Source organism: Proteus vulgaris (genome assembly GCF_016239305.1).
GTDB classification, from domain to species: domain Bacteria; phylum Pseudomonadota; class Gammaproteobacteria; order Enterobacterales; family Enterobacteriaceae; genus Proteus; species Proteus vulgaris_C.
The window spans coordinates 1-620 of the sequence record NZ_JAEHOQ010000068.1 but is presented as its reverse complement, the minus strand read 5'-3'; the positions used below and the strand labels follow the sequence as shown (position 1 = coordinate 620).

1 rRNA gene is annotated in these 620 nt (G+C 52.1%); it reads left to right on the top strand.

What is annotated here, in order from left to right:
- Nucleotides 1-620, top strand: a 23S ribosomal RNA gene (locus JEP40_RS18990); the annotation flags it as partial.

Here is a 620-nt window from a genome sequence, read left to right as displayed (position 1 = left end):
TGGGGTGACTGCGTACCTTTTGTATAATGGGTCAGCGACTTATATTCTGTAGCAAGGTTAACCGTATAGGGGAGCCGTAGGGAAACCGAGTCTTAACTGGGCGAATGAGTTGCAGGGTATAGACCCGAAACCCGGTGATCTATCCATGGGCAGGTTGAAGGTTGGGTAACACTAACTGGAGGACCGAACCGACTAATGTTGAAAAATTAGCGGATGACTTGTGGATGGGGGTGAAAGGCCAATCAAACCGGGAGATAGCTGGTTCTCCCCGAAAGCTATTTAGGTAGCGCCTCGTGAACTCATCTTCGGGGGTAGAGCACTGTTTCGACTAGGGGGTCATCCCGACTTACCAACTCGATGCAAACTGCGAATACCGAAGAATGTTATCACGGGAGACACACGGCGGGTGCTAACGTCCGTCGTGAAGAGGGAAACAACCCAGACCGCCAGCTAAGGTCCCAAAGTCATGGTTAAGTGGGAAACGAAGTGGGAAGGCTCAGACAGCCAGGATGTTGGCTTAGAAGCAGCCATCATTTAAAGAAAGCGTAATAGCTCACTGGTCGAGTCGGCCCGCGCGGAAGATGTAACGGGGCTAAACCATGCACCGAAGCTGCGGCAGC